This is a genomic window from Streptomyces caeni (genome assembly GCF_042678285.1).
Lineage (GTDB): Bacteria > Actinomycetota > Actinomycetes > Streptomycetales > Streptomycetaceae > Streptomyces > Streptomyces caeni.
In genome coordinates this window covers 61,141-84,754 of record NZ_JBHUDX010000013.1, presented here as the reverse complement: position 1 = coordinate 84,754, position 23,614 = coordinate 61,141, and the positions used below count along the sequence as shown (strand labels likewise).

At 72.4% G+C, this 23,614-nt stretch carries 22 protein-coding genes; 12 read left to right on the top strand and 10 right to left on the bottom strand.

From position 1 onward, the window contains the following. The first annotated feature begins 36 nt into the window (after positions 1–36). A complete protein-coding gene (gene mltG, locus ACFSL4_RS05820; RefSeq protein ID WP_381079215.1) occupies positions 37–864 on the top strand; it encodes an endolytic transglycosylase MltG in 828 nt (275 codons plus the stop codon). 58 nt (positions 865–922) lie between these two features. On the opposite strand, the gene ACFSL4_RS05815 is transcribed toward mltG, so the two are convergent. Beyond that, a complete protein-coding gene (locus ACFSL4_RS05815) occupies positions 923–2,008 on the bottom strand; it encodes an NAD(P)-binding domain-containing protein (protein WP_381079213.1) in 1,086 nt (361 codons plus the stop codon). Positions 2,009–2,172: 164 nt separating this feature from the next. Between ACFSL4_RS05815 and ACFSL4_RS05810 the strand changes: the two genes are divergently transcribed. Next, a complete protein-coding gene (locus tag ACFSL4_RS05810) occupies positions 2,173–2,595 on the top strand; it encodes a secondary thiamine-phosphate synthase enzyme YjbQ (protein WP_381079211.1) in 423 nt (140 codons plus the stop codon). Positions 2,596–2,632: 37 nt separating this feature from the next. On the opposite strand, the gene ACFSL4_RS05805 is transcribed toward ACFSL4_RS05810, so the two are convergent. After that, entirely contained in the window at positions 2,633–3,373 is a 741-nt protein-coding gene (locus ACFSL4_RS05805; protein ID WP_381079209.1) for a class I SAM-dependent DNA methyltransferase, read from the bottom strand. A gap of 170 nt (positions 3,374–3,543) precedes the next feature. Further along, entirely contained in the window at positions 3,544–4,122 is a 579-nt protein-coding gene (locus ACFSL4_RS05800; RefSeq protein WP_381079207.1) for a TetR/AcrR family transcriptional regulator, read from the bottom strand. Between the two features lie 281 nt (positions 4,123–4,403). Here ACFSL4_RS05800 and ACFSL4_RS05795 point away from each other — a divergent pair, with 281 nt between their 5' ends. The 4 genes from ACFSL4_RS05795 to ACFSL4_RS05780 are packed head-to-tail and all read left to right on the top strand — an operon-like array spanning position 4,404 to position 9,217. Further along, entirely contained in the window at positions 4,404–4,958 is a 555-nt protein-coding gene (locus tag ACFSL4_RS05795) for a (2Fe-2S)-binding protein (protein WP_381079205.1), read from the top strand. Then, complete coding sequence (locus ACFSL4_RS05790) at positions 4,955–5,947, top strand: FAD binding domain-containing protein (protein WP_381079203.1); 993 nt, start codon at positions 4,955–4,957, stop codon at positions 5,945–5,947. Before ACFSL4_RS05795 ends, ACFSL4_RS05790 begins: the two co-directional genes overlap by 4 nt. Then, entirely contained in the window at positions 5,944–8,082 is a 2,139-nt protein-coding gene (locus ACFSL4_RS05785) for a xanthine dehydrogenase family protein molybdopterin-binding subunit (protein ID WP_381079201.1), read from the top strand. The genes ACFSL4_RS05790 and ACFSL4_RS05785 overlap by 4 nt, the downstream gene beginning before the upstream one ends. Further along, positions 8,075–9,217, top strand: coding sequence for an XdhC family protein (locus tag ACFSL4_RS05780; RefSeq protein WP_381079199.1), 1,143 nt, complete (start codon positions 8,075–8,077; stop codon positions 9,215–9,217). The genes ACFSL4_RS05785 and ACFSL4_RS05780 overlap by 8 nt, the downstream gene beginning before the upstream one ends. Before the next feature lie 187 nt (positions 9,218–9,404). Here the strand turns inward: ACFSL4_RS05780 and ACFSL4_RS05775 are convergent, their stop codons facing one another. The 3 genes from ACFSL4_RS05775 to ACFSL4_RS05765 form a co-directional block, all read right to left on the bottom strand. After that, the gene (locus ACFSL4_RS05775) at positions 9,405–9,809 is read right to left on the bottom strand and encodes a DUF779 domain-containing protein (protein WP_381079197.1); all 405 of its coding nucleotides are present in this window, start codon (positions 9,807–9,809) and stop codon (positions 9,405–9,407) included. After that, positions 9,809–11,326, bottom strand: a complete 1,518-nt coding sequence (gene exaC / locus ACFSL4_RS05770) for an acetaldehyde dehydrogenase ExaC (RefSeq protein ID WP_381079195.1) — start codon at positions 11,324–11,326, stop codon at positions 9,809–9,811. The genes ACFSL4_RS05775 and exaC overlap by 1 nt, the downstream gene beginning before the upstream one ends. A gap of 218 nt (positions 11,327–11,544) precedes the next feature. Further along, positions 11,545–12,780: a transcriptional regulator gene (locus ACFSL4_RS05765; protein WP_381079193.1), complete on the bottom strand. Its 1,236-nt coding sequence runs from the start codon at positions 12,778–12,780 to the stop codon at positions 11,545–11,547. 231 nt (positions 12,781–13,011) lie between these two features. On the opposite strand from ACFSL4_RS05765, the gene ACFSL4_RS05760 reads away from it, so the two are divergent. Genes ACFSL4_RS05760 through ACFSL4_RS05750 form a run of 3 tightly spaced genes read left to right on the top strand, consistent with a single transcriptional unit; the run spans position 13,012 to position 16,352 of the window. Next, entirely contained in the window at positions 13,012–14,286 is a 1,275-nt protein-coding gene (locus ACFSL4_RS05760) for an iron-containing alcohol dehydrogenase (RefSeq protein ID WP_381079191.1), read from the top strand. A 31-nt stretch (positions 14,287–14,317) separates the two neighbouring features. Further along, the gene (locus ACFSL4_RS05755) at positions 14,318–15,694 is read left to right on the top strand and encodes a MadS family sensor histidine kinase (protein WP_381079189.1); all 1,377 of its coding nucleotides are present in this window, start codon (positions 14,318–14,320) and stop codon (positions 15,692–15,694) included. Next, complete coding sequence (locus tag ACFSL4_RS05750; protein WP_381079187.1) at positions 15,684–16,352, top strand: MadR family response regulator transcription factor; 669 nt, start codon at positions 15,684–15,686, stop codon at positions 16,350–16,352. The genes ACFSL4_RS05755 and ACFSL4_RS05750 overlap by 11 nt, the downstream gene beginning before the upstream one ends. Before the next feature lie 39 nt (positions 16,353–16,391). Here the strand turns inward: ACFSL4_RS05750 and mftM are convergent, their stop codons facing one another. The 4 genes from mftM to mdo all read right to left on the bottom strand — a co-directional run bounded on the left by mftM (position 16,392) and on the right by mdo (position 21,523). After that, the gene (gene mftM, locus ACFSL4_RS05745; RefSeq protein WP_381079185.1) at positions 16,392–17,330 is read right to left on the bottom strand and encodes a mycofactocin oligosaccharide methyltransferase MftM; all 939 of its coding nucleotides are present in this window, start codon (positions 17,328–17,330) and stop codon (positions 16,392–16,394) included. Positions 17,331–17,373: 43 nt separating this feature from the next. Continuing rightward, a complete protein-coding gene (locus tag ACFSL4_RS05740) occupies positions 17,374–18,909 on the bottom strand; it encodes a VWA domain-containing protein (RefSeq protein ID WP_381079183.1) in 1,536 nt (511 codons plus the stop codon). A 21-nt stretch (positions 18,910–18,930) separates the two neighbouring features. Beyond that, positions 18,931–20,157, bottom strand: a complete 1,227-nt coding sequence (locus tag ACFSL4_RS05735) for an AAA family ATPase (protein ID WP_381079181.1) — start codon at positions 20,155–20,157, stop codon at positions 18,931–18,933. 73 nt (positions 20,158–20,230) lie between these two features. Next, entirely contained in the window at positions 20,231–21,523 is a 1,293-nt protein-coding gene (gene mdo, locus ACFSL4_RS05730) for an NDMA-dependent methanol dehydrogenase (RefSeq protein WP_381079178.1), read from the bottom strand. 382 nt (positions 21,524–21,905) lie between these two features. Between mdo and mftA the strand changes: the two genes are divergently transcribed. Genes mftA through mftC form a run of 3 tightly spaced genes read left to right on the top strand, consistent with a single transcriptional unit; the run spans position 21,906 to position 23,567 of the window. Then, complete coding sequence (mftA, locus tag ACFSL4_RS05725) at positions 21,906–22,034, top strand: mycofactocin precursor MftA (protein ID WP_381079176.1); 129 nt, start codon at positions 21,906–21,908, stop codon at positions 22,032–22,034. Between the two features lie 10 nt (positions 22,035–22,044). Beyond that, positions 22,045–22,338, top strand: coding sequence for a mycofactocin biosynthesis chaperone MftB (mftB, locus tag ACFSL4_RS05720; protein ID WP_381079174.1), 294 nt, complete (start codon positions 22,045–22,047; stop codon positions 22,336–22,338). Next, entirely contained in the window at positions 22,335–23,567 is a 1,233-nt protein-coding gene (gene mftC / locus ACFSL4_RS05715) for a mycofactocin radical SAM maturase (protein WP_381079172.1), read from the top strand. The genes mftB and mftC overlap by 4 nt, the downstream gene beginning before the upstream one ends. The last annotated feature ends 47 nt before the right edge of the window (positions 23,568–23,614 follow it).

Sequence of the window (23,614 nt, the reverse complement as noted above, 5' to 3'; positions counted from 1 at the left end):
CCGTATTTATGTCCGCCGGGGGATTACCGTGCCCGCATGCAGGCGAACACACCGCCACGGAGGCGCAGGCGACTGACGCGCCGGGGGCTGGTCGCCGTCGTCGTGATCGGAACCATGGCCATGGCCACCGCGGTGGTGGTGCTGATCCTGCGCGGTGAGCACAAGCCCCGTGCCTCCCTCGTGATCCCGGAGGGCTGGCGCGCCGGGCAGGTCTACGCGGCCGTCGACAGGGCCCTTGGGCTGCCGCCGGGTGCCACGAAGAAGTCCCTGGCCAAGGCCCGTCTCAGGTTGCCGCGCGACGCGCGCGGCAACCCCGAGGGCTACCTCTTCCCGGCGACCTATCCGGTGGACGGGACATCGACTCCCCAGTCTCTGCTGCGGTACATGGTGGACACCGCGAACAAGCGGCTCGGGCTCCGTGCGATCGCCGCGGGCCCCCAGCGCCGGGCGATGAGCCTCCATCAGGCCGTCACCGTCGCGAGCATCGTGCAGTCCGAGGCGGCGACCGAGGCGGACATGGGCAAGGTGGCCCGTGTGATCTTCAACCGTCTGGAGCGCGGCATGCCGCTGCAGATGGACTCCACCCTCAACTACGCGATGAACCGCTTCACCCTGACCACCACGAGGGACGACACGGAGATCGACAGCCCCTACAACTCCTACCGGCACAGGGGCCTGCCGCCGACCCCGATCGCCAATCCCGGTGAGGACGCGATGCGTGCCGCACTCAACCCGACACCGGGCGACTGGCTGTACTTCGTCACTGTGAAGCCGGGCGACACGCGGTTCACAGCGAGCTACGACGAGCAGCAGCGCAACGTCGCCGAGTTCAACCGGCTGCGCGGCGGCCCCGCATCCCCCTGAGCGGAGGGGACCGGCGTACGACTCGGACGTCCGAACGGGCCGTCGGCACCGCCACGCCTCATGCCGCGGCGGCAGGGTCCCCCGCCAGCAGCCGCCTGATGTCCCGTACGGCCGCGCGGCCCGCCCGGTTGGCGCCGATCGTGCTGGCCGACGGGCCGTACCCGACCAGATGGATCCGCGGATCGGACACCACCCGTGTTCCCTCGACCCGGATGCCGCCGCCCGGCGTGCGCAACCGCAGAGGCGCGAGATGGCCGATCGCGGCGCGGAAGCCGGTCGCCCACAGGATCACATCCGCGTCCACATGCCGTCCGCCGAACCACTCCACGCCATCGGGCACGATCCGGTCGAACATCGGCTGCCGGTCCAGGACCCCGTCCGCGATCGCCCGCCGGACAGCGTCGCTCAGCGGCAGTCCGGTCACCGACACCACGCTCCGCGGCGGCAGGCCCTGCCGCACCCGCTCCTCCACGAGCGCCACGGCCGCCCGCCCCGCCTCCTCGGTGAACGGACCCTCACGGAACACCGGCGGACGCCGGGTCACCCATGTGGTCGCGGCGGCGTACGGGGCGATCTCCATCAGGTTCTGGGTGCCGGACGCGCCGCCACCGACGACGACCACTCGCTGTCCGGCGAAAGCGTCGGGACCCGGGTACCGGGCCGTGTGCAGCTGCCGCCCCCGGAAGGTCTCCTGTCCGGGGTACCGCGGCCAGAACGGCCGGTCCCAGGTGCCCGTGGCGTTGATCAGCGCCCGCGTCGACCACGTCCCGGCGGTCGTCTCCACGAGCAGCCGCCCGCCGGTGCCCTCGCGCACGGCGCGGACGTCGACCGGCCGCCGTACCCGCAGGCCGAAGGCGCGCTCGTACGCGTCGAAGTACTCGGCGAGGACCTCGGACGACGGCCGTGCCGGATCGGCGTTCGCCAGTTCCATGCCCGGCAGCGCGTACATCCCGTGCACCCTGCCGTACGTCAGAGAGGGCCAGCGGAACTGCCAGGCACCGCCCGGACCGGGGGAGCGGTCCAGCACCACGAAGTCGTGGTCCGGCGTGAATCCGGTGCGTCGCAGGTGGTAGGCACTGGACAGCCCGGCCTGACCGGCACCTATGACGACCACGCCGACGTCGCGCACTCCGGTGGTGTTCATGTCTCCGGCAACCGTGCCGCGGTCGCGGATCTTCCCCGGCGGCCGGCGCCCGCTCGTACGACCGGAGCGAACACCCCCACGCCGGGAGGGCCGACGCGCCACGCCGGCGGGCCGGACGGGCCATCGGCCGGTGGGGAGACGGACGCATGGGCCAGGATGGAGGCATGCCCGATGCCTTCAGCACCCGCGTTGTCCATGTCGCCTCCGGATCCTCGGAGACGGTCGTCGACCTGACCCGTGACTGTGCGGCGTTCGTCCGGGAGGCGGCCGACGGCCGTGACGGCCTTCTGAACGTCTTCGTGCCGCACGCCACGGCCGGCGTGGCGATCATCGAGACGGGTTCCGGCAGCGACGACGACCTCCTCGCGACGCTCCACACGCTGCTCCCGGCGGACGGCCGGTGGCAGCACCGCCATGGAAGCCCGGGCCATGGCCGCGACCACGTTCTCCCGGCCCTCGTTCCGCCGCACGCGACGCTGCCGGTCATCGGCGGCCGACTGGAGCTGGGGACATGGCAGTCTGTGTGCCTGGTGGACACGAACCGGGACAATCCCGACCGTCAGGTCCGTCTGTCGTTCCTCGGATAGTCCACCGCCGGCCGTCCGAGAGGGGAGGGAGCCGGCTTCAGGCCGGCTTGTGCCACACGGAGATGTGTTTCGCGGAGTCCTGGGTGAACGGTGACCCGTCCCAGTCCGCGACGCGCCGTTCCAGCCGGAGCCCCGCGATCCGCGCCATCAGGTCGAGCTCCGCCGGCCAGGCGTACCGGTGCCGGGACGCGCCGCGGCGGTAGCGGCCGTCGTCGCCGTCGCGGGTGAGGTGGTGCGAGACGAGCATCTGCTCGACCAGGTCGAAGGTGTCGAAGCCGAGATGCCGCTCGGAGACGTCGAACGGCACCGCGACCTGCCCGGGCGGCAGGAACCGCAGCGGCGGCACGTTCAGTTCGACGACGAAGCGACCGCCGGACTTCAGATGACGCGCGGCGTTGCGGAAGCACTCGACCTGCTCTTCCTGGGTGAGCAGGTTGGTGATGGTGTTGTAGACGAGGTAGACCAGGGTGAACTCACCCGGTACGGCGGTCGTGGCCATGTCCCCGATGACGACCGGCAGCGTGTCCTCGTCGACCTTGCGCCGCAGGACCGCCGCCATGTGCTCGGACAGTTCGATGCCCGCCACCGGCACGCCGTGTTCCCGGAGCGGGACGCCCACCCTTCCGGTTCCGATGGCGAACTCCAGTGCCCGGCCGTCGCCGGCGAGTTCGGCGAGGAAGTCGACCGTCGGCCCGAGAACGGCGGCCGAGGACATCTCGGTCTCCTCGGCGTCGTAGCGGTCGGCGGTCGCGCGGGTCCACAGCTCACTGCTCGTCATGGGCGCCCACTGTGCCGGGTGCCGAGGGGCGCTGTCGACGCAATTGCCGTTCACCGCCTCCGGGTACGATCCGGTCCCCGCGCTGGAACGTCCCCGGGTGCGCGAGGCGCCGGTCCCATCTCGGACGCGCGCCGCTCGCCGGCGACCGGCGCGCGTCCGCCCGGCGGTGCTCAGCGCCCGGGTGCCCCCGCGCGCAGTCCGTCCATGACGAGGTCCAGGAGCCGGGTGACGCGCGGCCGCCAGTCGCTGCGGGGATCGAGCTGCCACAGGCCGGCGATGGCGAGGATGAAGTCGTCCGCGGTGACGCCCGGGCGTATGGTGCCGGCCTCCTCGTTGGCGCGGAGCAGGAGTTCGGCCGCGGCGGTCACCGGCGCGTGCCCCGGCTTCGCCTGGGCTCCCGGCGCACCGGTGGCCAGCCGGATCGCATCCGCCAGGCCGGCCTTCGCCATGGCGAACTCGGCGAGGCGGTCCATCCACTCGCGCAGGGCCCGGTCGGGCTCCAGGCAGGCCAGCAGCTGGGCCGCGCTGTCGGCGACCTGCTGCATCTCGTGGCGGTAGATCTCGAGCACGAGCGACTCGCGGCTGGGGAAGTTGCGGTAGAACGTGCCCTGCCCGACGCCCGCCTTCTTGGCGATCACGCTCAGTGGCACGTCCGCGCACTGTGTCAGCTCGGTCAGCGCCACTGCAAGGATCCGCTCGCGGTTTCGCTGCGCATCCGAGCGCAAGGGCGTGCCCTTCTTCTGCTGCACTCGTCCTCCCTCCGGGCTCCCTGGCCGAGCCCGTTCTTGCTAACCGGACAGTTGTCCGTTAGGTTTCTCGATAGCGGACAGCTGTCCGGTTAGGTCCACCATAAGGGCGGACGCGGCCGGAGTGGGCAGCTGGTGGCCGCCACCGTCGGCGTCCCTATCCCCGCATCCTGCATGTCTTCGACGCACCATCGCTACGTACAGCGCCATTTCCTTGTCTCCTGACCCGTCCGCCGGCCGGACCGTCCCCGCGACGTGTCCGGATACGTGAAAGAAGGCTGATCATGGCCCCATCGACGTCCAGCGCCATCACCCTGAACATCAACGGCGAGAAGTACACGCTGTCCGTCGACCACCGCACCACCCTGCTCGACGCCCTGCGCGAGCGACTCGATCTGACCGGTAGCAAGAAGGGCTGTGACCAGGGGCAGTGCGGTGCCTGCACCGTCCTGCTCGACGGACGCCGGGCCGTGTCCTGCCTGCAGTTCGCCGTGGCGGCCGAGGGACGCGAGATCACCACCATCGAGGGTGTGGCCGAGGGCGACCGGCTGCATCCGGTTCAGCAGGCGTTCCTCGACCTCGACGGTTACCAGTGCGGCTACTGCACGCCGGGGCAGATCTGCTCGGCCGTCGCGGTGATCGGGGAACACGCGGCGGGCTGGCCGAGCGCCGTCACCGACGACGTCCGGCCCGAGGCGGGGCCACCACCGCTGACCGCCGATGAGATCCGTGAGCGGATGAGCGGCAACCTGTGCCGCTGCGGCGCATACGTGTCGATCGTCCAGGCGATCGAGCGGGCGGCCGCGACGGCGTCGGAGACCGAGGAGGCCGTGGCATGAGGGAGTTCGACTACCGCAGGGCGTCCGACGTCGCCGGCGCGGTCGCGCTGCTGGGCGCCGATTCGGACGCACGCTTCCTCGGCGGCGGCACCAACCTCGTCGACCTGATGAAGAGCGGCGTGGAGCGGCCCGCCCGGCTCATCGACGTGCGCGAACTTCCCCTGGGACGGATCGAGCCGACACCGGACGGCGGGCTGCGCATCGGCGCGACCGTCACCAACAGCGATCTCGCCGCCCACCCCGATGTGCGCCGCCGCTACCCGGCGCTGACTCAGGCCGTGCTGGCCGGCGCCTCCGGGCAACTGCGCAACATGGCAACGGTCGGCGGGAACCTCCTCCAGCGCACCCGCTGCGGCTACTTCAGCGACGTGACCCAGCCGTGCAACAGGCGTGTCCCCGGCAGCGGTTGTCCCGCCGTCGAGGGCGAGCACCACAACCACGCGATCCTGGGCGCCTCCGCCCACTGCGTGGCCGTCCACCCCTCGGACATGGGCGTGGCGCTGACGGCCTTCGACGCCGTCGTCTCGTACGAAACGGCCGACGGTCCGGGCGAGTTGCCGCTCGCCGAGTTCTACCTGCCCGTGGGCGACACCCCGCACCTGGAGACCGCCCTTCCCGCCGGGGCGCTGATCACCGGCGTCGCCCTGCCGCCCGCCCCGGTCGCGGCCCGCTCGCGCTACCGGAAGGTGCGCGAACGCGCCTCGTACGCCTTCGCGATCGGCTCGCTCGCCGCCGCGCTGGACGTCCGGGACGGCGTCGTACGCGATGTGCGCCTGGCCCTCGGGGCGGTCGCGTCGCGGCCGTGGCGGGCCCGTACGGCCGAACGGATGCTGACCGGGGCACCGGCCGACGGCGAGACCTTCGCCGCCGCGGCGGACGCCGAACTGGCGGCGGCCAGGCCGCTGCCCCACAACGGATACAAGGTGACACTCATGCGCAACCTCATGGTGGCCGTGCTGACCGAACTCGCCGAGGAGGCCGCCCGATGACCACGGCCACGACCGGTACCGGAACGGCGAGGGGCTCGGTGGGCACCTCGCACACCCGTGTGGAGGGCCGCGACAAGGTCACCGGAGCGGCCCGCTACGCGGGCGAGGTCCCCTTCGCCGACCTCGCCCACGGCTGGCTGGTGCTCTCCACCGTCGCCCGCGGCCGCATCCGCTCGATGGAGACCGGCACCGTCCTCGGGATGCCCGGGGTGCTCACCGTCCTGCACCATCAGAACGCCCCGCGCGTCGACATCGACCACGTCGGCGTCCTGGGGGTCCGGCCGGACCCGACCGCCGCCCTCTTCCAGCACGACCGGGTGCCGCACATGGGCTGGCCGGTGGCGCTGGTCGTCGCCGAGACGTCCGAGCAGGCCAGGGCGGCCGCTGAAGCGCTCGTGGTGCACTATGACGAGAGGCCGCACGACGTCGCGTTCCCGGCCGCGCACCCGGACGGCTATCCGGCGGACGGATTCATGCCGGCGGTGACGGAGAAGGGCGACCTGGAGTCGGAACTCGCCGCGTCCGCGGTCGTCGTGGACGCGCAGTACACGACGCCGGAAGAGCACCACAGCATGATGGAGCCCCATGCGGCGACGGCCCACTGGGACGGCGGCCGGCTGGACGTCATCGACTCCAACCAGGGCAGCACATGGGTAGCGGACGAGCTCGTGAAGATGTTCTCGCTCGATCCCTCCTCGGTGCGGGTGCGCTCCGAGCACGTCGGCGGCGGCTTCGGCAGCAAGGGGCTGCGCGCGCACCAGGTGGCCGCGGTGATGGCCGCGACCGTGCTCCAGCGTCCGGTCCGGGTCGTCCTGACCCGCCGCCAGATGTTCTCGCTCGCCGGCTACCGCAGCCCCACGACCCAGCGGATCCGGCTCGGAGCCGACACCGACGGGCGGCTGCGCGCGCTGGAGCACAGCTCGTTGAGCCTCACCTCCACCGTGCACGAGTTCATCGAGCCGAGCGCCGGGGTGGCACGGGTGATGTACGACGCCGACGCCCACCACACGGCCAACCGGCTCGTGCGGCTCGACGTGCCCACACCGACGTTCATGCGCGCGCCGGGGGAGGCGCCCGGATCGTTCGCGCTGGAGGCGGCGCTCGACGAACTCGCCGAGCGGTGCGGCGTCGACCCGATCGAGCTGCGCGCGCGCAACGAGCCCGAGCGGGGGCCCGTGTCCGGGCTGCCGTTCAGCGGCCGCAACCTGATGGCCTGTTTCCGGGAGGGTGCCCGAAGGTTCGGCTGGGCGGACCGGGACCCGCGTCCCGGCCTGTGCCGGGAAGGACGCTGGCTGCTCGGCACCGGCACGGCGGCGGCCTCCTTCCCCTCCGGGGCCGCACCGTCCACCGCGACCGCGACGGCGGAGGCGGACGGCACCTTCACCGTGCGGATCGCCGCCTCCGACATCGGAACCGGGGCGCGGACCGCGCTCACCCTCGTTGCCGCCGACGCCCTCGGCGCGGCACCGGACCGCGTCCGCGTGCACATCGGCGACAGCGACTTCGGACCGGCGATGATCGCCGGCGGTTCCATGGGCACCCGCTCCTGGGCCTGGGCCGTCACGGCCGCGGCCGGTGAACTGCGCGAGCGGCTCGCCCTGGGCGCAGGCATCCCGCCCGAGGGCATCACGGTGCGCTCGGACACCTCCGCCGCCGTCCAGGCCCTCGCGCAGAAGGAACGCCACTCCTTCGGAGCACAGTTCGCCGAGGTCGCCGTGGACGTCACCACCGGCGAGGTGCGCATCCGACGCATGCTCGGCATCTTCGCGGCGGGCCGGATCGTCAACCCGCTCACGGCGCGCAGCCAGCTCGTCGGCGGAATGACCTGGGGCATCTCCATGGCCCTGCACGAGGAGGCGGTCAGGGACCGCGCCTCCGGCGGCCATGTCGGCGCCGACCTCGCGGGCTACCACGTCGCCACGCACGCCGACGTACCGCTCATCGAGGCGGACTGGATCGACGACCCGGACCCGGAGGACCCGGTCGGGATCAAGGGCATCGGGGAGATCGGCATCGTGGGAGCCGCGGCGGCCATCGCCAACGCGGTCTGGCACGCGACCGGCGTCCGTCACCGGAGCCTGCCGATACGTCCGGACCGTGTCCTGCGGGCGGACGCGGAGGCACCGCATGCTTGACATCGCCGAGGAACTGAGCCGCTGGGCCGAAGAGGGCCGGGACTTCGCCGTCGCCACCGTCGTCTCCGTGGGCGGCAGCGCGCCGCGCGCTCCCGGCGCGGCCCTCGCCGTCGATGCGGCGGGCACGGTCATCGGCTCGGTCTCCGGGGGCTGTGTGGAAGGGGCGGTGTACGACCTGTGCGTCCAGGCGCTCCGGGACGGCGAGACCGTCCTGGAGCGGTTCGGCTACAGCGATGAGGACGCCTTCGCGGTCGGGCTGACCTGCGGCGGGATCATCGACGTCCTGATCACGCCGGTCCGGGCGGAAGCGCCCGTCCGGGCCGTGTTCCGCTCGGCGCTGTCGGCCGCCGCGCGGGGCGAGCCCGCGGCCCTCGCCCAGGTGGTCCGGGGCCCGGCCGGACTTCTGGGCACGGCCCTGCTCGTGCGCCCCGACGGGTCGTGCGAAGGGGGGCTGGGCGGTCACGAGGAACTGGACCGGACGGCGGCGGCCGAGACCCGTGCCCTGCTCGACACCGGCCGCACCGGCACGGTCGCCCTCTCCGAGGACGGATCGCACTGCCCCGGCGGGCTCACGCTGTTCGTCGCGTCGAACGTGGCACCGCCGCGCATGATCGTCTTCGGGGCGATCGACTTCGCGGCGGCGCTCGTGCGCGTGGGGAAGTTCCTCGGTTACCAAGTGACCGTGTGCGACGCCCGCCCCGTCTTCGCCACGCGGGCCCGTTTCCCCGAGGCCGACGACATCGTGGTCGACTGGCCGCACCGCTATCTGCGGCGCACCGCGACCGACGGACGCACGGTCCTGTGCGTGCTCACCCACGACGCCAAGTTCGATGTGCCGCTGCTGAGGGAGGCACTGCGGATGCCGGTCGCCTTCGTCGGCGCGATGGGCTCGCGCCGCACCCACCGGGACCGCGACCGGCGGCTGCGCGAGGCCGGGATGAGCGAGCGGGAGCTGGCCCGGCTGAGGTCGCCGATCGGCCTCGACCTCGGCGCCCGTACGCCCGAGGAGACCGCTTTGTCCATCGCGGCGGAGATCGTCGCGCTGAGACGCGGAGGGACGGGCGTGCCGCTCACCGGCTCTCGGACGCCGATCCACCGTGACCGCGACGAGACGGGCGCTGCCGCGGCGGCCTGAGGGGCAGGCGCCCCCCGGGCCCTGGGCCCGCCCGGGGTGTGCCGCGGCCAGGGACTCGCCCGTTCCTCGGGCTTCCGAGGCTCCGTACGCGGCGACGGGGCCGGACACCAGGTGCCCGGCCCCGTCTGCACCACCGCCTGCGGCGGCGCGGTGGCCGTCGTGTGCCCGCCGTCGGGCGGCCGCGGGCTCAGCCGGCGGTGTCGGCCCCGGTCGGCAGGGGCGGTTCCGCGGCGATGCGCGCCCACTCCTCGTCGGTGAGGATGCGGGACCGGAGCAGGAAGCGCACCCCCTCGGGGGCTTCGAGGGAGAAGCCGCCGCCCCGGCCCGGGACCACGTCGATGGTGAGGTGGGTGTGCCGCCAGTACGCGTACTGGTCGGCACCCATCCAGAACGGCGTGTCCCCGGCGACGTGTCCGAGCAGGACGTCGGCGCCGCCGACCCGGAACTCGCCGCGCGGGTAGCACATGGGCGCGCTGCCGTCGCAGCAGCCTCCGGACTGGTGGAACATCACCGGTCCGTGACGGGCCGTCAGCCTCCGCAGCAGCTCCTCGGCGGCGGCGGTCAGCTCGACCCGCGTCACCCGCGTGCCCATCAGAAGAATCCGAGCTTCTGCTCCGAGTAGCTGACCAGGAGGTTCTTGGTCTGCTGGTAGTGGTCGAGCATCATCTTGTGCGTCTCGCGGCCGATGCCGGAGCCCTTGTAGCCGCCGAAGGCCGCGTGCGCCGGGTAGGCGTGGTAGCAGTTGGTCCACACACGGCCGGCCTTGATCTCGCGGCCGAGCCGGTAGGCGAGGTTGCCGTTGCGGCTCCACACGCCGGCGCCGAGGCCGTAGAGGGTGTCGTTTGCGATCTTCGCGGCCTCTTCGGGGGAGTCGAAGGTGGTGACCGAGACGACCGGGCCGAAGATCTCCTCCTGGAAGATCCGCATGTCGTTGGTGCCCTTGAACACGGTCGGCTCGATGTAGTAGCCGCCCTCCAGGCCGGGGACACCGCGCCGCGAGCCGCCGGTGAGCAGTTCGGCGCCCTCCTGCTTGCCGATGTCGATGTAGGAGAGGATCTTCTCGAACTGGTCGTTGCTGGCCTGGGCGCCGATCATGGTCTCCGGGTCGAGCGGGTTGCCGCCCTTGATGGCCCGGGTGCGCTCCAGCGCGCGGGACATGAACTCGTCGTAGATCGAAGAGGCGATCAGGGCCCGGGAGGGGCAGGTGCACACCTCGCCCTGGTTGACCGCGAACATCACGAAGCCCTCGACCGCCTTGTCCAGGTAGGCGTCATCCGTGTCCATGACGTCGGGCAGGAAGATGTTCGGGCTCTTGCCGCCCAGCTCCAGGGTGACCGGGATGATGTTCTCGGACGCGTACTGCATGATCAGCCGGCCGGTGGTGGTCTCACCGGTGAAGGCGATCTTGGCGATGCGCGGGCTGGAGGCCAGCGGCTTGCCGGCCTCGACGCCGAAGCCGTTGACCACGTTGAGCACGCCGGGCGGCAGCAGGTCGGCGATCAGCTCCATGACCACCAGGAGGCTGACCGGGGTCTGCTCGGCCGGCTTGATGACCACGCAGTTGCCCGCCGCCAGGGCCGGGGCGAGCTTCCACGCGGCCATTAGGATGGGGAAGTTCCACGGGATGATCTGGCCGACCACGCCCAGCGGTTCGTGGAAGTGGTAGGCGACGGTGTCCGCGTCGATCTCACCGACGGTGCCCTCCTGGCTGCGCACCACGCCCGCGAAATAGCGGAAGTGGTCGACGGCGAGCGGGATGTCGACGTTCAGGGTCTCGCGGATGGGCTTGCCGTTCTCCCAGGTCTCCGCGACGGCGATCTTCTCGAGGTTCTCCTCGATGCGGTCCGCGATCCGGTTGAGGAGGTTGGCCCGCTCCGTGACGGAGGTGCGGCCCCAGCGGTCGGCCGCGGCGTGGGCGGCGTCCAGGGCCAGTTCGATGTCGGCGGCGGACGAACGGGCGACCTCGCAGAACACCTTGCCGTCCACCGGCGACGGGTTCTCGAAGTACTGGCCCTCGACGGGGGCGACCCAGTCGCCGCCGATGAAGTTGTCGTAGCGGCGGGCGAAGCTGACGACGCTGCCTTCTGTTCCGGGCTGCGCGTACACCATGGCGGCTCTCCTCGGTGGATGGCGAGTGGGGGGGACGGCGGGCGGGGCCGCCGTGACACCGCTGACTCTGACTCCGTGAGGTTGGCGCGAGGTTGGTGCCGCGGGACCCGCCGCGGACCGGAGGGCCCCGGCCTGCGCGTCCCGGCCCCGGCCTGCGCGTCCCGGCCCCGGCCCTGCCGTCCCGGGTCCAGGACGCGCAGGCCGGGCGGCCGCCGCGGTCAGGCGCGCAGGGCGGTGCTGAGGCGGCCCACCGCGATCGGACGGCGTTTGTCGTCCGGGGCCAGCAGGCGCAGCGCGTGCTCGTGCACCTCCGCGTCGTACGGGGCGCTCTCCCCATACCACAAGGCGGCCTCGGGCCCGGAGCTGGCCAGTACGGCCTCCCGCACCGCGACCTCCAGATGGGCGCGCCATTCGAGGATGCCCGGAGCCTCGGAGCGGGGCAGCAGCGGGCCGCGGTAGTGGCGCAGGGCGGTCGCGATGTCGCCGTTCTTCAGGGCGCGCAGGACGTCGACGGCGTCGCAGGAGACGGGCGCGGTCAGGGCGTAGCGGCGGGTGGCGATGCCGCCGCCGAGAGCCCGGCGCAGATGGGAGACCTCCGCCTTGAAGGTGGACGCCGTGACGGGTCGGTCGCCGTACAGGGCGTCCCGGAGGCGCTCGGAGGTGAAGCCGTCGGGTTCCAGCGCGAGCAGCGTGAGGATCTCCAGCTGGCGCGGGCGCACGGGCAGCGGGACGCCGCCGCGTTCGGCCCGCTCCGCGCCCAGCACGGTCAGCCGCACCGGGGCGGGGTCCGGCGAGCGCGGTGCGGGCATCTCCGTACGGAGCCTGCTCTCGATGGCGGACACCAGCGTACGCACCGTGGACATGGCCAGCGGGTGCGAACGGTCCCAGCTGGTGGACAGGTCCAGCACGCCCAGGATCCGGCCGTCCGGGGCGCGCACCGGCGCGCAGTAGCAGACCCAGCCGTGCAGGGCCGTCACCAGGTGCTCGGCGGAGAAGACGGTGCTGGGCCGGCCGGTGCGCAGGGCCAGGGAGAGGGCGTTGGTGCCCATCGCCGTCTCGTCCCAGCGGCCGCCGGGCGCGAAGTTGACCCGCTCCGCGCGGCGCCGCATGGTCTGCCCGCCGCAGGTCCACAGGATGGTGCCCGACTCGTCCGTGACCGCGGTGACGAACCCGGCGTCGTCGGCGATGCTGTGCAGTTCGCCGGAGAGGTCGTCGACCGGCCGGCGCAGCAGTGAGGCGGCCCACCGCTGGGCGACCGAGCGCCCGTCGGAGGCCGGGGCGCTGTCCCGGTCCGGGTCCACGCTGGTGAGGGAGCGCGCCCACGACTCGGAGACCTCCGGCCGGAGTGTCCCGCCGCCCGGCGACCGCCGGGCCTGCTTCAGATGCGGCACCCAGCGGGACCACTCGTCCTCCAGTGTGGCCCTGCGCCGCCGGAGGTCACTGCGCTGTGACATGTGTTTTCCTGCCGTCGTACCGGGACGATCGCTCATTGTCCGCCCAGGCCGCGCCGAGCGCACCTGTCCGATCGGACGGGGAACCCCCTCCGGACGGACGGGTGGCGCACCCGGGCTCGCCCGCCTACCTTGGCCCTCGTATGGACGACAGTTATCGGACAAGTGAGCGCTAAAATCAAGGTCGCACACGTGGTGCGGACTTCACGCAAGGGAACGGGCCCGGGAGGTCGCATGTCGCTCGCGTCAGGCGTCATGACGACCGGTGGTGGGGATCCCACCGCCGAGTGGAGCCGTGACGAGTACCAGTGCGAGCTGGTGGGGCCGCAGCCGGCGGGCGGCGCGCCCCTGGGCCGGTCCACGCGGCTGGCCAAGTTCCACGTCCCCGAGATCGTCTTCGGCCCGGGCTCGCTCGCCGAACTCGGGCACTGCGCGCTGCGGCTCGGCGCCCGCAGGCCGTTCCTCGTCACCGACCCCGGGCTGATCGAGGCCGGCTGGGTCGACGAGGCGGTCGGTCATCTGCGGCGGGTGGGCCTGCGGCCCGTGGTGTGGCACGACGTCACGCCCAACCCGAAGGAGCGCGAGGTCGAGGCCGGTTTCCAGCGGTACGCCGAGAGCGGCAGCGACGTCATCGTGGGCGTGGGCGGCGGTTCCGTCATCGACGCCGCCAAGGGTGTGGCGATCCTGTCGGGCAACGGCGGACGCATCCTCGACTACGAGGGTGTGGACGAGGTCGTGCAGCCGATTCCACCCACCGTGATGGTGCCCTCCACGTCGGGCACCGGCGCGGACGTGTCGCAGTTCGCCGTCATCACCGACACCACCGAACACATCAAGATCACCATCGTCAGCCGTACCCTGGTGCCGGAGATCTCGGTCATCGACCCGCGGCTGCTGACGACCATGCCGGACTGGCTGAACGCGGCGACCGGCCTGGACGCGCTGACCCACGCCATCGAGGCGTTCGTGTCCCGGGCGCACAACCCGCTCACCGACACGCACGCCCTGCACGCGGTCCGGCTGATCACCCGGAACCTGGTGCGCACCCAGGTGCTGCCCAAGGACTTCGGCGCCCGGCTCGCCATGGCCCAGGCGTCCCTGGAGGCCGGGATGGCCTTCACCAACGCGATCCTGGGCGCCACGCACGCCATGAGCCACCAGGTCGGCGGCCTGCTGGACGCCCCGCACGGCGTGGTCAACGGCGTGCTGCTGCCCCACGTCATCCGGTTCAACGCGCAGGCGTGGCCGGAGCGGTTCGTGGCGCTGGGCGAGGCGGCCGGCATACCGACCCAGGGCGTTCCCCCGCACGAGGTGGCGGTGCGCCTCGCCGAGCTCGTGCGGGCCCTGGCCGACGACGTCGGCGTGCCCAAGGGACTGGCCAGCCTGGGCGTCGCCGACTCCGACGTGCCCGTGCTGGCCCGTACCACGCTGAAGGACGCCTGCATGGCCACCAACCCCCGGAACGTCGGCGTCCGCGACGTCGAGACGCTGTTCCGCGCGGCGCTGTGAAGCGCTTCGGATGCCCGGTGAGGCGGGCCGCATGACCGTGCCCGAACCGTCCCCGCGCACCGCGGACCTGGGAGTGCTCACCGGCCTGCGCTCGGGCAAGCGGTCGTTCTACCCGGCCTATGTGCGCTCCACCGAGCGGCTGGAGCGCACCGTCGAGGCGCTGGACGGCATCTCGCGCGCCCTGGTCCGCACCGCCGAGGGGCCCCGGGCACTGGTCGAGGCGGTCGTGCGGACCGCGGCCGACCACCTGCAGGCGCGCTGGCTGCTGCTGGCCGTGGCGGACGGCGCGCTGCGCGCGGCCCGGCCGCGGTTCCTGCTGTACGCCGACGACGTGCTGATCGACGACGAGACCCTGCTGCCCGCCGAGGTGCGAGGACATCTGCGGGTGCTGCGCACCCGGCCGTGGGAGGCGGCCACGTCGGCCGACGACCGGGCCTGGGTGCGGGCCCCGATGACCCTGGACGACGAACCCGTCGGCGGGATCGCCGCGCAGCCCGGCGCCGGAGTCGAGGTGGCCGACACCGACCTCGCGATCCTGCGCGTCCTGGCCAACCAGGCCGCCGTGGCGCTGCACAACACCTACCTCTTCCACGCGGCGACCGCGCTGCGCGGGCGCACCGAGGAGCTGTCGGAGGCCGCCGAGCGCCAGGCCCGGGACCTCGCCGCGCGCAACGCGGAACTGGCCCAGACGCAGGCGCGGCTGTTCGACGTGATGCAGCACCAGGCGCTCGACGACGAACGGCACCGCATCGCCCGTGAACTGCACGACAGCGTCGCCCAGTACGTGCTCAGCGCGGGCATGACCGTGGAGGTGTGCCGGGCCGAGCTGGAGTCCATGGGCGGTCGTGCGGCGGAGATCGCCGGGCGGCTCGCCGACGCCAAGGACCTCAGCCGGCAGGCCGTGGAGCGGCTGCGCGCTTCGATCTACGCGCTCCACCACTCCTCGCAGGAGCCGACCGGACCGCTCCCGGTCATGCTGGAGCGGCTCTCCACGGTGCACCTGCCGACCGCGCTGGACGTCCGTGTGTCCGTCCAGGGCACCCCGGTGCCGCTGCGGCCGCAGGCCGAGCAGTCCGTCCTGCGGCTGACCGGCGAGGCCCTGTTCAACTCCGCCACGCACGGCAAGGCGGGCCGGGCGCTGGTGCGGCTGCGGTACCTGCCGGACGCCGTCACGCTGAGCGTGTCCGACGACGGCACCGGAGACCCCGCGCAGCTGCGGCGGGCACTGGCACTCTCCCGGGCCGCCGACCTGTCGGGGCGCCACCGGGGACTCGCCAACATGGTCGCCAGGGCGGAGGAGCTCGGCGGCACCCTGTCCATCCGCCGCTCGCGCATGGGCGGCGTCCTGCTGCGGGTGCGCATCCCGCTGCCGGTGCGCGTCGATCAGGAGGCAGCCGATGGCCGCTGAACAGGACCTCACCACCCCCGTGGGCACGCTGCGGATCGTCCTGGTGGACGACCACGCGATCGTCCGGCACGGGCTGCGGTCGATCCTGGACCGGGAAAGCGACCTGGAGGTCGTGGGCGAGGCCAGCACGGCCGCCGAGGCGGAGGCCGTCGTCGACCGTGTGCACCCCGCGATCGTGCTGCTGGACCTGAAGCTGTCCACCGGCGCCGACACCGAGGGACTCGACCTGTGCGCACGGCTGACGCGCCGTCACCCCCATCTCGCGGTCCTGGTGCTCACCACGTTCCTGGACGACAGCCTGGTGGTGGCCGCGATCCAGCACGGCGCGCGCGGCTACGTCGTCAAGGACGTGGACACCACCGAACTGCTGCGGGCCATCCGCGCCGTGGCCCGCAACGAGAGCGCCTTCGACTCGCACGCGGCCGCCGCGATGGTGCGCTCGATGCGCGTGCAGCCCGAGCAGCAGCCCAGGTTCACCGAACGCGAGGTGAAGGTGCTGCAGTTGCTGGCGCGCGGCCTGAGCAACCGGGACATCGGCGGGGAACTGTACATCTCGGAGACGACGGTGAAGTTCCACGTGCGCAACATCATGCGCAAGATGGACGCGGGCAGTCGCGCGGAGGTCGTCTACGAGGCCAGCAAGATGGGCGTGATCTGACGCCCGCCCAGGGGCCGCACCGAAGGGCCGCCCGGCGGGTCACCCGGCGGGTCGCCCCACGTCGATCACCAGCCAGCCCCCGTGGTGGTCGCCCACCGTGGCCGGCAGGCCCGTGCCGCGTCCCAGGGCCGCGAGCGTGCCCCGGCCGAAGGAGCGGACGTGCCCGTAGGCGGCGGTCGGCTCGTCCTCGTACGGCACCGCCACCACCACCCGGCGCCGGGCCAGCCGCAGGGCCTCCCGCACCACGGCCTCGCCGTGCTCCGGATCCAGGTGCTCCAGGACGTGGATGACGGTGACGGTGTCCACCGAGCGGTCGGGCAGCGGCACCCGCGCCGCGTCGCAGGCGAGCGTGTCCAGCCGCACGTCCCGCACGCGGGCCACCGCGGACAGCAGCCGCATGGTGCCCCCCGCCAGGTCCGAGGCGATGACGGTGTTCTGGGGGCGCCCGGCCAGCAGCAGGGGCAGGAAGCCGAAGCAGGACCCCAGGTCGAGCACGCTGCCCGCGCCGACCAGGTCCAGGGTGCGGCGGTAGACGGGGGCGAAGCCCGCGATCGAGGAGTGCGTGGCCGCGGCCGGCCGGCGCCAGCACTCCCGGATCCGGGTGAGCGTGTTGTCGTAGAAGGTGGCCCATGCGGGCAGGGGACCGTCCACGCAGGAGCGTACGACGCCGGTGAAGACCCGCTCGAAGATGTCGCTCCCGGACAGCCAGCCGGGCGCGAACAACTCCTCGGCGAGGAGCCCGGCCAGATCGTTGTCCAGCTGGTCGGGGCGCAGCCAGTGGCCCAGTTCCACGCGGCGGCCGCGGCGGCGCAGCCTGAAGTGCTCGGTGCGCACGACCGGCACCTGGGCGGTGCCGTCGGCGAGCGGCTGCTCGCGCAGGACGCGCACCAGGTGATCGGCGTACAGGCCGGGCGCTTGGGGCGCGAGCGGGTCGATACGGCGCGCGGCGACGGCGATGCGGAGGCCGGGGACGCTCACGACGGCAGCTCCAGGAGGGCCGGGGGAAGGTGGTCGGCGGTGCTCATCGCCCGGTCGCCTCCGCCGCCATCCGGTGCGCCGTGCGCTGCAGCCCCGCGAGGTCGGCGACCACCTGCACGCGGTCGCAGTGCTCGGCGTAGCGCGGCAGGTCGCAGGAGCCGAGGCCCCAGGAGAACCGGGGTTCGGGGGTGAGCCAGATCGTCTCCCGCACCCTGCGGGTGATCTCCTCGAAGGCGCGCAGCCCCGGGGCGTTGCCGTTGCCGCGTCCGTCGCCCAGCACCAGCAGGGTGGTGCGCCTGCCCAGGGCGGGGGCGTGCTCGGCCAGCAACAGCTCGAACGTCCTGCCGTAGTCGGAGTTCGCGTCCACGTCGAGCAGCCCGCCGGCCGGGAGGCCGTCGAAGACCAGGCCCAGCGCCCGCTCCAGCGGGTGTTCGGTGAACAGTTCGGTGATCTCGGTCGGTTCTTCGACGAAGGCGAACGAGCGGACCTGCCCGAACAGGGACTGCAGCCCGTGCACCAGGTGCAGGGTGAAGCGAGCGGTCGTCCGCACCGAGAGCGACACGTCCACCAGCACCACCAGACGCGGCCGGTCCTCGGCACGGGTGACGGTGACGGGCCGGAACGGCACGCCGTCGTAGCGCATGTTGCGGCGCATGGTGCGGCCGGGATGGACGCGCCCCCGCGGGGTGATGCGTTTGCGGCTGGTCAGCGCGCCGTGGAGGGAGCGGCCGACCCGGCGCAGGGTCTCCTCCAGCCGGGTGCGTTCGTCCTCGTCGACGCTCTCGACGCGGGCCCGCTCGGCGATCCGGGCGGACTCCACCGCCACCGACTGCAGTTCCGCCAGCCGGTCGAGGTGGCGCTTCAGCAGCTCGGGCAGGTCGTCGATGACCCCGGTCGGCCGACGGCGCAGGGCCTGGAGGTCGCTTCCGCCGGGGTCGTCGGACTCCGTCGCGAGCCGGCCGGGCAGGGTGTCCTGCCGGGCGACGGTCAGCTCGGTGTCGATGGGCTGCCCGGTCGCCGCGGCGAGCTGCCCGGGTACGCCGGCGCCGTGCAGCCGCTCGGTCTCCAGCTGGACGGACGGGCCGCGGTCCGAGGGGTCGCTGCCGCCGTCCTCGGACAGCACGATCTCGTCGGTCATCGAGGCCAGGTCGATCTTGTTGGCCTCCTGGTGCAGGTTGTACTGCTGGGCCAGGTCCTGCTGGTCGAAGAAGTCGCGGATGTCGGCCGGCTTGCCGTGGCTGTGCCCCTGCTGCGGGGTCTCGGACGGCTCGTCGGAGACGGTGTACGACTCCAGTTCGCCCGTGTCGGCCAGGTCGTCGTGCTCGTGACCGTGGCCATGGCCGTCGGCATCCCCGGCCACCGGGCGGAGCGAGAAGAACGCGTCGAAGAGTCCGTCGAACAGTTCTTCGTCGCGGCGGTCCTTGACCAGCGTCATGCGCAGCGCCTCACGCAGCGTCCCGCGCCGGCCCAGCACCCCGGGCTGGGCGGACGCACGCATCGCGTCCATGGCCTCCGCCACGGACACGCGCAGCCCGAACAACCGCAGCACCCGTACGAACCGGTGCACACCGGCTTCCATACCCGCCTCCCCTGTCCCGAGTCAGTCGGTGCGCCGGCGGGCTATGGCGGCGAAGGCGCGGGCACCCTGCCCGGCACCGGGCTCGGGGCGGCGCGTCGGGCCGGATCCCGGTGCCCCGTAGTAGCCCTCGTCGTGCCGGCCCTGCCGGTCCATCGCCGCCCGCAGGGCGCGCCCGTCCGCCTCGTCGGGCTGCTCGTGCGGTGCGTCGCGGTGGCCGTGGTGGTGCCCGCCCGGCTGATGGGGGTGGTGGCCGTGCCCGTCGTGGTGACGACCGTGCCCGTCGTGGTGGTGGTCCGGCTCGGGCAGCACGCGGTTGGGGTCTACGAGCCGCGGCAGGACGTCCAGCGCGCGGTGCAGGTCCCGCTCGTACTTGAGGACGACGTTGGCTGTGTCGGCCAGCACCCCGGGGTCGAGTTCCCCGACACCCAGGACGGCGAGGGTGCGGGCCCAGTCCACGGTCTCGGAGATGCTGGGGTTCTTGCGCAGCTCCAGCTCGCGCAGCCCGCGCACCACCTCGACCAGATGGCGGGCGGCGGCCTCGGGCAGACCGGTGTCCTTGGAGCGCAGGATCTCCAGCTCCCGCTCGGCGTCGGGGTAGTCGAGGAAGAGATGCAGACAGCGGCGCTTGAGCGCGGCCGACAGATCGCGGGTGTTGTTGGAGGTCAGCACGACGTACGGCGGGATCTTCGCGGCGTACGTGCCGATCTCGGGCACCGACACCTGGTACTCGGCCAGGCACTCGAGCAGCACCGCCTCCAGCGCCTCGTCCGCCCGGTCCACCTCGTCGATGAGCAGGACGGCGGGCTCCTCCCCGCGGACGGCGTCCAGCAGCGGGCGCGGCGCGAGGAACCGGTCGGAGAAGAAGACGCTGTCCTCCTCCTCGATCCGCTGCACCGCAGAGGCCAGGTCGGGGGCGTCGGCGGTGAGGTCGCCGATCTTGTCCCGCAGCATCTGCGTGTACAGCAACTGCTTGCCGTAGTCCCACTCGTACAGGGCGCGGCTCTCGTCCTGGCCCTCGTAGCACTGCAGGCGCAGCAGCCTGCGCCCGGTGGCGGCGGCGAGGGTCTTGGCCAGTTCGGTCTTGCCGACGCCGGCCGGGCCCTCCAGGAGCACCGGCTTGTCCAGCCGGGTCAGCAGGAACACGGTCGTGGCCAGCCGGCGGTCGGCGATGTAGCCGTGGTCGGCGAAACGCTCGGTGACGTTCTCGACCGAGGTGAATGCGGCGGGGCGGTCGGGTGTGGCGGGCACGGGTCCTCCGTCGGGGAGACGGGGGCGGGCAACGGCGACCTCGGTCCGTTCCCCGCCCCCGGGCGGGAAGGGCTCAGCTGAGCAGGTCGTCCAGGTCGCCGGTCATGCAGTGCTCGACGACGGGCCGGACGGTGTCGAACGTGCACTCCTTGGCGTTGCCCGGGGTGCAGGCGTCACCGAGGACGTGGTTGGTGATGCGGTCGACGTCACCGGCGTCGCCCGTGATCACCTTGGCCTGCTCGTAGAACTTCGTCGGGCCCTGACCGAGCCGGTTCTTGGAGTACGTGTCCTGCCTGACGTCCACGAACCTCTCCGGGATGCCGACGTCGCGCAGCAGCCGGATGCCCGCCGCGAGCGCCGCCTCGGCGGCCTTGACCTTCGACATGCCGTGCGTGTCCACGCCCATCACCTCGGCGATGTCCGCGAAACGCTCGTAGTGGGCCGGCATGTTGAACGCCCACACGCGCGGCAGCGCGATGGCGTTGTTGAGTCCGTGGTGGGTGTCGTAGAAGGCGCTGACCGCGTGCGAGATGGAGTGGATGATGCCGAGGCCACCGGAATTGAAGGCCTGCGCCGCGATGTACTGCGCGTACATCATCCCCTCGCGCCCGGCCAGGTCCTGGCCGTTCCACACCGCCTGCCGCAGATGCTGTGCGGTCAGCCGGATGGCGTGCAGCGCGTTGCCCAGCGACGGCTGGAAGTTCAGCCGCGACACATACGGCTCGGAGGCGTGCGCGAGCACGTCGAAACCGCACTGCGCGGTGTAGTCGAGCGGGCAGTCGTAGTACAGCGTCGGGTCGTCGATCGCGAGCGTGGCCACCGACGCGTCGTCGAACGCCACGTACTTGTGGGGGTTGTCGGGGTCGGTCGTGGTGTCGGTGATGACGTACGCCCACGAGGTCTCCGACCCCGTGCCCGCCGTGGTGGACACGGCGATGTGCGGCGGGTTCTTGGGGTTCTCGGACTTGTTGAAGCCCTCGAAGTCATTGACGTTGCGGCCGTCGTGGGCGACCGAGATGCGGGCGCCCTTGCAGGCGTCGTGCGAGGAGCCGCCCCCGATGGTGACGAAAGAGTCGCACTTGTTCTCCTGGTACAGCGCCACGGAGTCCATGACGTTGTAGTCCTTGGGGTTCGACTCGACCTTGTCGTACAGGACGACTTCGAGACCGTGGTACTTCATCGACTCGACGATCTTGTGCACGGTGTCGCTGCCGCGCAGCCCCGTGGTCATCACCAGCGTGCGCCGGAAGCCCAGCTTCTTGGCCTCCGGGCCGATCAGTTCGTGCGCACCCGGCCCGAGGAGCGCCCGGGGGAAGGGGTGGAACTCCTTGATGGGAAACGGCTTGAGAAGTTCTTCGACCTGCATGATCGCGACTGTCCTCTCCGCGCGGTGAAGCGCGTGTACTGCGACGGCTGCTCCGTGGCCGGCGGCGCAGAGGTCCGGGGTGGAGCACGGACGCGCCGGAAGTTGGCGGCGTGCATCACCCTCGGGGAGCGCACCGCAACGGCGATACCGGCCGCTCGGGCGGCAGGCGGGCGCGGACGGAGGGGACGTGCCCTGCCCGATCGGAGGGGGCGCCCCGCGGTGACCGGCCGCGGGGCGGGCCACCTGTCCGACCGGACAGGGCGAGGGCGGCCGAAAGCAGGGCGAGACGCGGGGACGTCCGGCCTAGCGTCGAGTGCTGTCCGGCCCGTGTGCCGCGGCCCGGAATCCCCGCCCTTCCCGCCCCCGCTCCAGGAGGACTGCCATGCCCGCCGTGCAGAACGACACCCGTACCGTCGAGCAGGACGACAGCGTCGCGGCGACCGCGGACGACATGACCGAGGAGGTCCTCGTCGAGGAGGTCTCCATCGACGGCATGTGCGGCGTCTACTAGGCGTACCGCCATGCCCTCGCCCTTCGACGCCGCCCGGCCCTACCGGCTCAGCCCCGACGTCGCGTTGCGCCCCGAACCCTTCGGGGCGCTGGCGTACCACTTCGGCAACCGCCGACTGTCGTTCCTGAAGGCACCCGAGCTCGTCGAGCTGGTGCGCGGCCTGGGCGGTCACGGCAGCGTGCGCGAGGCGCTGGCGGGCGTGCCGGAGGGACGCCGGGACGCCCTCCGGTGCGCGCTGGCCTCGCTCGCCGCCGCCGAGATGATCATCCCCAGTGAACCCAGTGAAGCGGAGCCGCAGCGGTGACCGTCACCCATGAAGCCACGCCCGTCCCCGCCCTCGTCGAGCAGTTCAAGGGCGGACTGCACGCCCCGATCTGCCTGACCTGGGAATGGACGTACGCGTGCAACCTCTCCTGTGCGCACTGCTTGTCCTCGTCCGGACGGCGCGACCCGGCCGAGCTGTCCACGGACGAGATCAAGTCCGTGATCGACGAACTCCAGCGCATGCAGGTGTTCTACGTCAACGTCGGCGGCGGCGAGCCCACCGTCCGCCCCGACTTCTGGGAACTGCTCGACTACGCGATCGCCCACCAGGTCGGCGTGAAGTTCTCCACCAACGGACTGCGGCTGACGCCCGAACGCGCCCGGCGGCTGGCCGGCACCGACTACGTCGATGTGCAGATCTCCCTGGACGGCGCGACCCGCGAGGTCAATGACGCGGTGCGCGGCCGGGGTTCCTACGACATGGCGGTGCGCGCGATGGAGAACCTCGCGGCGGCCGACTTCCGGGACTTCAAGATCTCGGTTGTGATGACCCGTCAGAACGTGCCGCAGCTGGATGACTTCGCGGCACTGGCGGACCGGTACGGTGCCCAGCTGCGCATCACCCGGCTGCGGCCTTCCGGACGGGGCGCCGACGTGTGGGACGAGCTGCACCCCACCGTGGAGCAGCAGCGCGAGATCTACACCTGGCTCGTGGGCCACGGCGAGAAGGTGCTCACCGGCGACTCCTTCTTCCACCTCAATGCGCTCGGCTCCCAGCCGCTGCCCGGACTCAACCTGTGCGGAGCCGGGCGCGTGGTGTGCCTGATCGACCCGGTGGGCGACGTGTACGCCTGCCCGTTCGCCATCCACGACGCGTTCAGGGCGGGCACCGTCCGCGCGCCGGGAGGCTTCGAGCGGGTGTGGCGGGACTCCGAGCTGTTCCGCGGTCTGCGCCGGCCCTCCACCGCGGGAGCCTGCGCCGGCTGCGCGGCGTACGACGCCTGCCAGGGCGGCTGCATGGCCGCGAAGTTCTTCACCGGCCTGCCGCTCGACGGACCCGACCCGGAGTGCGTCCATGGTCATGGCGCCGCCGCGCTCGCGGACACCGACCGCTCCGCGCTTCCCCGCCAGGGCAACGACCACTCGCACCGCACCGTGCCCTTGGGGATGCCCGCCGTCCGCAGTCTCCCCCGGCTACCGCTGGGAGGTGCCCCCAGCCCGGGCCGCTGCTGCGACGAGAGCCCCCTGGCCGGCCTGGAACCGATGTGACCGGCCGTACCACCGCACCGCCGGCCCCACACACGGTGCGGCCGGCC